This is a genomic window from Xanthovirga aplysinae, from assembly GCF_009711365.1.
Classification (GTDB): domain Bacteria; phylum Bacteroidota; class Bacteroidia; order Cytophagales; family Cyclobacteriaceae; genus Xanthovirga; species Xanthovirga aplysinae.
In genome coordinates this window covers 1-6,843 of record NZ_SMMB01001036.1, presented here as the reverse complement: position 1 = coordinate 6,843, position 6,843 = coordinate 1, and the positions used below count along the sequence as shown (strand labels likewise).

The 6,843-nt window shown below is 36.3% G+C and carries 8 protein-coding genes and 1 pseudogene; 1 reads left to right on the top strand and 8 read right to left on the bottom strand.

Annotated elements, in window-relative coordinates; translation table 11 throughout:
* Nucleotides 1-208 (bottom strand): annotated as a pseudogene (locus E1171_RS11060) (hypothetical protein); the annotation flags it as partial.
* A 460-nt stretch (nucleotides 209-668) separates the two neighbouring features.
* Between E1171_RS11060 and E1171_RS11055 the strand changes: the two are divergent.
* Entirely contained in the window at nucleotides 669-1,658 is a 990-nt protein-coding gene (locus E1171_RS11055) for a YpdA family putative bacillithiol disulfide reductase (RefSeq protein ID WP_155206067.1), read from the top strand.
* Between the two features lie 144 nt (nucleotides 1,659-1,802).
* On the opposite strand, the gene E1171_RS11050 is transcribed toward E1171_RS11055, so the two are convergent.
* The 7 genes from E1171_RS11050 to E1171_RS23820 all read right to left on the bottom strand — a co-directional run.
* Nucleotides 1,803-2,939, bottom strand: a complete 1,137-nt coding sequence (locus E1171_RS11050) for an MBL fold metallo-hydrolase (protein ID WP_246164284.1) — start codon at nucleotides 2,937-2,939, stop codon at nucleotides 1,803-1,805.
* Nucleotides 2,940-2,978: 39 nt separating this feature from the next.
* Nucleotides 2,979-3,806, bottom strand: a complete 828-nt coding sequence (locus E1171_RS11045) for an SDR family oxidoreductase (RefSeq protein WP_155206066.1) — start codon at nucleotides 3,804-3,806, stop codon at nucleotides 2,979-2,981.
* A gap of 60 nt (nucleotides 3,807-3,866) precedes the next feature.
* Entirely contained in the window at nucleotides 3,867-4,442 is a 576-nt protein-coding gene (locus E1171_RS11040; RefSeq protein ID WP_155206065.1) for a TetR/AcrR family transcriptional regulator, read from the bottom strand.
* Between the two features lie 204 nt (nucleotides 4,443-4,646).
* A complete protein-coding gene (locus tag E1171_RS11035) occupies nucleotides 4,647-5,561 on the bottom strand; it encodes a TIGR01777 family oxidoreductase (protein WP_155206064.1) in 915 nt (304 codons plus the stop codon).
* Nucleotides 5,558-5,929, bottom strand: coding sequence for a hypothetical protein (locus E1171_RS11030; protein ID WP_155206063.1), 372 nt, complete (start codon nucleotides 5,927-5,929; stop codon nucleotides 5,558-5,560). Before E1171_RS11030 ends, E1171_RS11035 begins: the two co-directional genes overlap by 4 nt.
* 12 nt (nucleotides 5,930-5,941) lie before the next feature.
* Nucleotides 5,942-6,310 carry a hypothetical protein gene (locus E1171_RS11025; RefSeq protein ID WP_155206062.1) on the bottom strand — a complete coding sequence of 123 codons (369 nt, stop codon included), beginning with the start codon at nucleotides 6,308-6,310 and terminating at the stop codon, nucleotides 5,942-5,944.
* A 45-nt stretch (nucleotides 6,311-6,355) separates the two neighbouring features.
* Nucleotides 6,356-6,843, bottom strand: a 488-nt coding sequence (locus E1171_RS23820; RefSeq protein WP_187696397.1) for a GbsR/MarR family transcriptional regulator, incomplete at its 5' end; no start/stop codon positions are given.

Below are 6,843 nucleotides of genomic sequence, written 5' to 3'. Positions count from 1 at the left end.
CTGTAGGAAAATCTTTAAATTTCTGACTCACATATTCTACTTTTGTAAGAATATTTTTAGATATAGGCCAGTCTCCTCCATGTTGGAATCTTTCGATAATTACCTCTTCTATCTTACCAGTATTTAGCCCCCCACTACCCTGAAAAGAAGGAGCACCTACATAAAAGTTCTCTTTATTACCAAATCGATAAAATAATTCTACCGCCAATTGATTCCAGTTTCTATCATCCTCACCCCCTTATTTCCATCCGCTACTTCATAAATACCGAAAATCTCCAATCCCTTATATTTCACAAAAGGATTGACCAAACGGCACTATTCAGAAAAGTCAATTTGCAAATATTCCCTTTTTCAGGCCTTTTGGTGAAGCCAATGCTTCCTGGGAGTTAAGCTGAAAATTAAGGCTACATGATTTTTGTAGCTGGGACAGTCAAGTTTTAAGTAATAAAAGACATAAAGATTTTGAACGTTTTATAAATTAGGATAAAGACAAAAAGAACCTGAAACTTTTAGTTAAAGGCATTTTTTACAACCTTTAAAATTTTGTGATATTCTTATTTTTTTCATTTAAGAGCTCCTATCTTGTCCCAAGCCTTACTTATAATAATGGAAAAAGGGCCAAAGGAGCCTTATAGAACTATTAATTCAATTATTTTCTAAAGAAATTCATGGATCATATTTTAGATACGGTAATAATAGGAGCTGGTCCCATCGGATTAGCCTGTGGAATTGAATGTGAGAAAGCAGGCCTAAATTATATCATCCTGGAAAAGGGTTGTTTGGTAAATTCCTTGTATAACTATCCCAAAAACATGACCTTTTTTTCCACTTCCGAACGCCTGGAAATAGGGAATCTTCCTTTTGTTTCAATTCAAGACAAACCCACCCGTTCTGAAGCGTTGGAGTATTACCGAAGAGTATACCTCCATTGGAATTTAAAGGTGAATTTGTATGAAAAAGTAGAAAATATTCAAGCACAGAATAAGAATGAACTTTCTTATACGATAAAATCAAATAAAGGCTCCTACAATGCCCGATCTGTAATTGTGGCGACAGGGTTTTACGATGTCCCCAATAAAATGAATATTCCTGGAGAAGAGCTTCCCAAGGTCAAACATTATTATGATGAACCACATCCTTACGCTTCTCAAAAAGTCATTGTAGTGGGTGCAGCCAATTCTGCAGTGGACGCGGCCTTGGAAACCTGGCGAAAAGGTGCTGAAGTAACAATGGTTGTGAGACAAGAAGCTTTAAGTCGAAGTGTAAAATATTGGGTAAAACCCGACATTGAAAACCGAATTAAAGAAGGCTCGATCAAAGGTTACTTTAACTCGGAGATAGTGGAAATAAGAGATAAAGAAGTAGATATTCAAACTCCAGAGGGTTTGGTAACCCTTTCCAATGATTGGGTATTGGCTATGACGGGCTACACACCAGATTTCGATTTTTTAAAAAAGGTTGGAATTGAAGTAAATGTAGAGGAACATAGAACGCCTTGCCATAACTATAAGACCTACGAAACAAACATTCCAAGAGTATTCTTGGCTGGAGTAGTTTGTGGAGGTTCTATTACCAATAAATGGTTCATTGAAAACTCAAGGGAACATGCCCATATTATTATTGAGCAGTTGAAGGAAGTACTACCAGAGGAGGTTTAATAAAAATTTCAATTCTATTAACCTGCAAATGCCAGGATTCACTTTGTATTTAAAGAAAAATGATCCCTGGCCTTTAAATTTAGATATCTAAGTCCAAAGGAATTGGACAAAAATTTTCATTAAACAGCAATCAACTTCACTCTTTTAAAGGTTTACAATAACATCCTCATTCACCTTCTTTTTCCACCATTGCCCTTTAGGAAAATGCTTTTTAAGTACAACCGTTTCGCCTATTTTTGGAGTAGTAATATTAATATTCAACTCCTCTGCAGCTTTCGTTACCCTTTCTATGGGATCTGTCCAAGAATGCAAAGCCAATTTAAATGCCCCCCAATGCATGGGCATTAAAGTTTTTCCCTTCACATCTAAACATGCTTGGGCAGTTTCCTCCGGTATCATATGGATATCGGCCCAATTCTCATTATACTGCCCACATTCCAGCATGGCCAAGTCAAAAGGCCCGTATTTTTCTCCTATTTCTTTAAATCCTTCAAAATATCCACCATCACCACCAAAGAAAATTTTATCCCCCCTGCCCTGAATCACCCAAGAGGCCCATAAGGTTTGATTTCCATCCGTTAATCCCCTGCCAGAAAAATGTCGCGCCGGGGTTGCCACCAACTTAATATGCTTATGCATGCTTTCTTCCCACCAGTCCAATTCAGTAATCTTGGAGGGATCAACACCCCAAATTTCAAGATGCGCCCCTACCCCAAGCGGTACATAAAACTTTTTTGTTTTATTTTTAAGCTTTTGGATGGAACCATAATCCAAGTGATCGTAATGGTCATGTGAAATAATGATTGCATCTATCCGGGGCAGTTTTTCAATGTCTATTGGTAGCGTCTTTGAGAAGCGTTTCCCTCCTAAAAATGGTGCCGGAGCTGGTACATCACCCAACATGGGGTCGAGCAAAATTTTCTCTCCATCCATTTCCAGTAGAAAGGCGGAGTGCCCAAACCATGTAAGTTTACTTTCAGTTGGTTTTGTAAGTTCAATTTCCATAGAATCCAGTAATTCTACTGGAATGTCCCAATTGGGCCTCTGATCTGGCTCAACTTTGAAAAATTTATACATCATACCTGGAACTTCACTCCAATCCTGAATTCCTGAAGCCGTAGGGACTGTATTTTGGAACTTCCCTTCCTTATAATTTTCAGAACTTTTAATTTGTTGTAACCTTAGCCCTTTTGCCCCCTGACCAAACTGGGGGGAGAAATTTAGAAAAAGGAATCCGGATAACACCAGGACTCCTATTAAACTTCCTAAAATAAGCATCATAAATTTTATCTTTTTGAAGATGGTAGTCATATTCAAAATCTAAAGATTAAACCGTTTGTTTACCATAGATTTAAATTCTATATCAGACAAGGACTTCCTTGCCTCAAAGATTTGAAGTGCATCCTCACCCAATAAATACCTTAGTTGATCAGTGCCATCAGTTGTTGCCTTGAATATCCCTTCAGCCATTTGTTCAGCTGTGCTAGGGATTGATCGATCCCCTTCCTGACCAGCTTTGAAATATTGAGTAATCTTATCAGCCACAGGTTTATATTCTTTCCATTTTTCAAGATCAAAAGCATCTAACGATCTACCTGCAAAATCCGTATCCACTCCCCCTGGCTCAATCAATTTAAGCTTAATTCCCAATGGATTCAACTCATACTGCAATGATTCAGTTAAGCCTTCTACTGCCCATTTGGTGGCGTGATATAAAGAAAATTCTGGCATAGTTACCCTTCCACCTATAGATGAAACATTAAGGATTAGCCCTTCCTTATTTGCTCTCATATGAGGCAATAGAGCTTTGGTAACATCAATTAACCCAAAAACATTCACATTAAATTGCCTTCTAATTTGCTCATCAGACGCCGCCTCCATCGGGCCCATTGCTCCATATCCGGCATTATTAAGTAAAACATCTATTTTTCCAAAGGCCTGGATCGCCTCCTTAACAGACTGTTTAATACTTTCTTTGTCTTGAACATCCATCTTTAACTTTAGAAGGGATTCACTTTCAATTAGGCCTTCTGCTTTCTCTGGAGTTCGCATAGTAGCAGCTACATTCCAACCCTTTTCAACAAACAAATTGGCAGTTGCCCTACCTATACCTGTACTAGCGCCTGTAATCAAAATTGTCTTTTTCATAATTTTTGTTTTTACCGTTTTATTAACGAATAATTATTCGGTTTACATTAAAAAAAATTTTTATTGTTTTATTCCATCCCACACAACCTGAAACGATTCATTAATGAGGGATTCACTTAATTCAATCTTTCCTTTGGCTTGGTAAGCAATCAATTTTTCAGTCATACCATCAATTACAGCCACTAAAACATTAATATCCACTTGATCTTTCAAAATCAGCTGATCTCTTCCCAATTGAATCAGACCTATAAAGCCTTCACTTAAATCTTTCATTTCAGCACTTAATTGCTGGTCGTAATAAGGAGAGGTTGCAAACTGCTTCATAAAATGACTTTCCCGTACATTTTTCTGTTTAAACCCCAATATCCTTTTATAAAGGTGCTCTACCCTCGCTTTATATGGAGTATCCCTCTGTTCCTTGTCCAAATCCATCTGAAAGAAAAGCCTCATAACAAATCTAAAGACAGCTTTAAGTAAATCCTCCTTACTTTTGTAATAAACGTAAAGTGTAGAAGGCGAAAGGCCTGCCATTTTAGCTATTGTCGCCATCTTTACTCCGGCAATTCCCTTTTCACTTACCAGGTCCAGGGTCACTTCCCTTATTTTATTTTCCTTTTCTTCATCTTTCAACTTCATAAATCAAAGGTATGATATTTCCTATAAACGAACAAAAATTCGGTAAAGTTTTAAAATTCTTAAAAAATTTTTCAGGTTTCAAAATACTTTAGTGAGAAGTATAAAGGAAGGGTAAATCTTTTTCTCGAAAGGGTTAATAACAGTTATACAACAGAGGAGGCATTTGAAATTCAAAATTCCATTCCAATAATTTTTTGCACCCTCTTACCCGAAACGGTTTAAATCATTAAAAGCAGATTCTAAATCCGGAAATTCAAATGTAAATCCTGAATCCAATAATTTTTTCGGAATAACTTTTCGGCTCTTCAACACCAATTCGGCCTCTGTTTTCATAAAGATTGCACCGAGGTAAACCATCCAAGTTTTGACTGGGAAATGAAATTTAACACCCAATGAATTTCTCAGTAATCTGTTAAATTCCCTATTGGGTCTTGGGTCAGGAGCACAGACATTAACACAGCCATTAATTTTGTTGTTTTTAATGATGAAATCAATTGCATTGATGAAATCCACAATATGAATCCAGCTAATATATTGTTTTCCACTCCCCTGTGTACCCCCAAGACCTCTTAATGACAGGTCTTTTAAGGTCTTATATACACTTCCCTCATTACCAAAAACCATTGATGATCTTATGGCCACTTTTCTTGTTTGAGGAGTAATAAAACTGAAGAATGCTCCCTCCCAGGCTTTACAAACATTGACAGAAAAGCCTTTACCCACCTCATGAGATTCAGTTTTATATTCTGTTTCAGAATGAGGATAGATCGTAGCTGAGGATGAATTTATCCATAGAACAGGCGGTTTTTTTAATGTTGTTATTGCTTCCCCTAAAACTTTTGTACTGTTGACCCTGGAGTCTAAAATCTCTTTTCTGTTTTTTGAGTTGTAACGGCAGTCTACAGATTTCCCACAAAGATTTATTAAAATATCGGCATTTTCCAGGTCATCTATCCAATGATCAGGATTTTTCCCATCCCAATGAACGGTTTTAAAATTTGTTGAATTGTTTCTTGAAGATCTGCTTAAAACGACTACCTGAATGTTCTTTTTTAGGAAGTGCTTCCGTAAAGCACTTCCTAAAAAACCAGTTCCCCCGGCTATAACTATCTTTTTCATTTTAAAGCAATGTTTTGAGGCCTTTGACCTGCTTTCCTTTTCCCACGGAAGAAGAGGTATAAGTAAAAGAATAACATGACACCCAAATAAATCGAAAACCCTCCAATTTTATGACTTAATGTTTCGACCATGACCTGAGTGGATAGAATTGTGTCAGATTTCAGAATCAATAAAGCAGTACCTACATTAAGCAGGTAAAAACCAATTTCAAGCAATCTGTTTGTTGGTAGTGCTATTTCCTCCCGCCCTTTAAAAATATCAAGCATAAATACTTTACTGTTTTTAAAGAGTATTCTGGCCACTAGAATAGTCATGGTGATAACTATTGGTAAATAGGTCAGGTAGGTTGTTACAATGTAGCTTTTCATAGTACAAGAGATTTAATGTTTATTTAAGTTTGATTTAAAATGCATGAATATTAAGGTTGACATATTGAACACATGAATGACCCCTAAAAGAGTGACTATGAATCCTATATTTTCTATTAATGCCTCAATAATTTGTCCCTGATTTTCTGTTTTTTCCCATGTTGTAAGAAAAAGCAATATGTTTCCGGCATTCAGCAGATAATATCCCATGAGTAAGCTATTATTGACGGAGGAAACCCAGGAATTAAATCCATATTTATCAAAAGCTGATTCCATTAACGGCCTTCCTTTTTTATGAAGTTCTTTTCCAACCCAAAATGTAATAAACAGGGTTATGGCAAGGTAAAGGATGTAGCTCAATAGATTTAAATTTATTCCCATAACTATGGAAGTTTCAGAAAAAATTGAAAATTAAATTCAAATTTTTTAAATTTTTATCTTAGAAATAATTTTAAAGAACCAGTTCTTATTAGAATTGATAAAGGTATTCAGGAAAGTCTCCGATTGTTTGGCAAAGCTTAATAAATCACCCGTAACTGTTTTAAATACCTCCACATCTTTCCCCGATCCTTCGATATCCTTTACCTCATTTAACATTCTGATAATTGGTTCTAATTCTCTTTTTTTTCTTTCCCTGGCAACCTGAACTCCTAAGTTCATAATGTCCTTATCTGTAATAAAATATTCTTTTCTGTCCCCTGGAATTAAAATTTTATTGACTAAGCCCCAATCAATAAGCATCCTGATATTCATATTGGCATTCCCCCTGGAAATTTGGAGCTCATCCATAATCTGATCTGTGGACATGGGATCTTTAGAAATCAGAAGCAAAGCATGAATTTGTGCCATAGTTCGGTTAATTCCCCAACTGGAACCCAGACTTCCCCATGCTTGAATGTATTTTTGTTTAGCTT

Bases quoted from the DNA above. Each gene is read 5' to 3' on its own strand.
- E1171_RS11055 (WP_155206067.1), top strand. From the start codon at position 669: ATGGATCATATTTTAGATACGGTAATAATAGGAGCTGGTCCCATCGGA.
- E1171_RS11050 (WP_246164284.1), bottom strand. From the start codon at position 2,939: ATGATGCTTATTTTAGGAAGTTTAATAGGAGTCCTGGTGTTATCCGGA.
- E1171_RS11045 (WP_155206066.1), bottom strand. From the start codon at position 3,806: ATGAAAAAGACAATTTTGATTACAGGCGCTAGTACAGGTATAGGTAGG.
- E1171_RS11040 (WP_155206065.1), bottom strand. From the start codon at position 4,442: ATGAAGTTGAAAGATGAAGAAAAGGAAAATAAAATAAGGGAAGTGACC.
- E1171_RS11035 (WP_155206064.1), bottom strand. From the start codon at position 5,561: ATGAAAAAGATAGTTATAGCCGGGGGAACTGGTTTTTTAGGAAGTGCT.
- E1171_RS11030 (WP_155206063.1), bottom strand. From the start codon at position 5,929: ATGAAAAGCTACATTGTAACAACCTACCTGACCTATTTACCAATAGTT.
- E1171_RS11025 (WP_155206062.1), bottom strand. From the start codon at position 6,310: ATGGGAATAAATTTAAATCTATTGAGCTACATCCTTTACCTTGCCATA.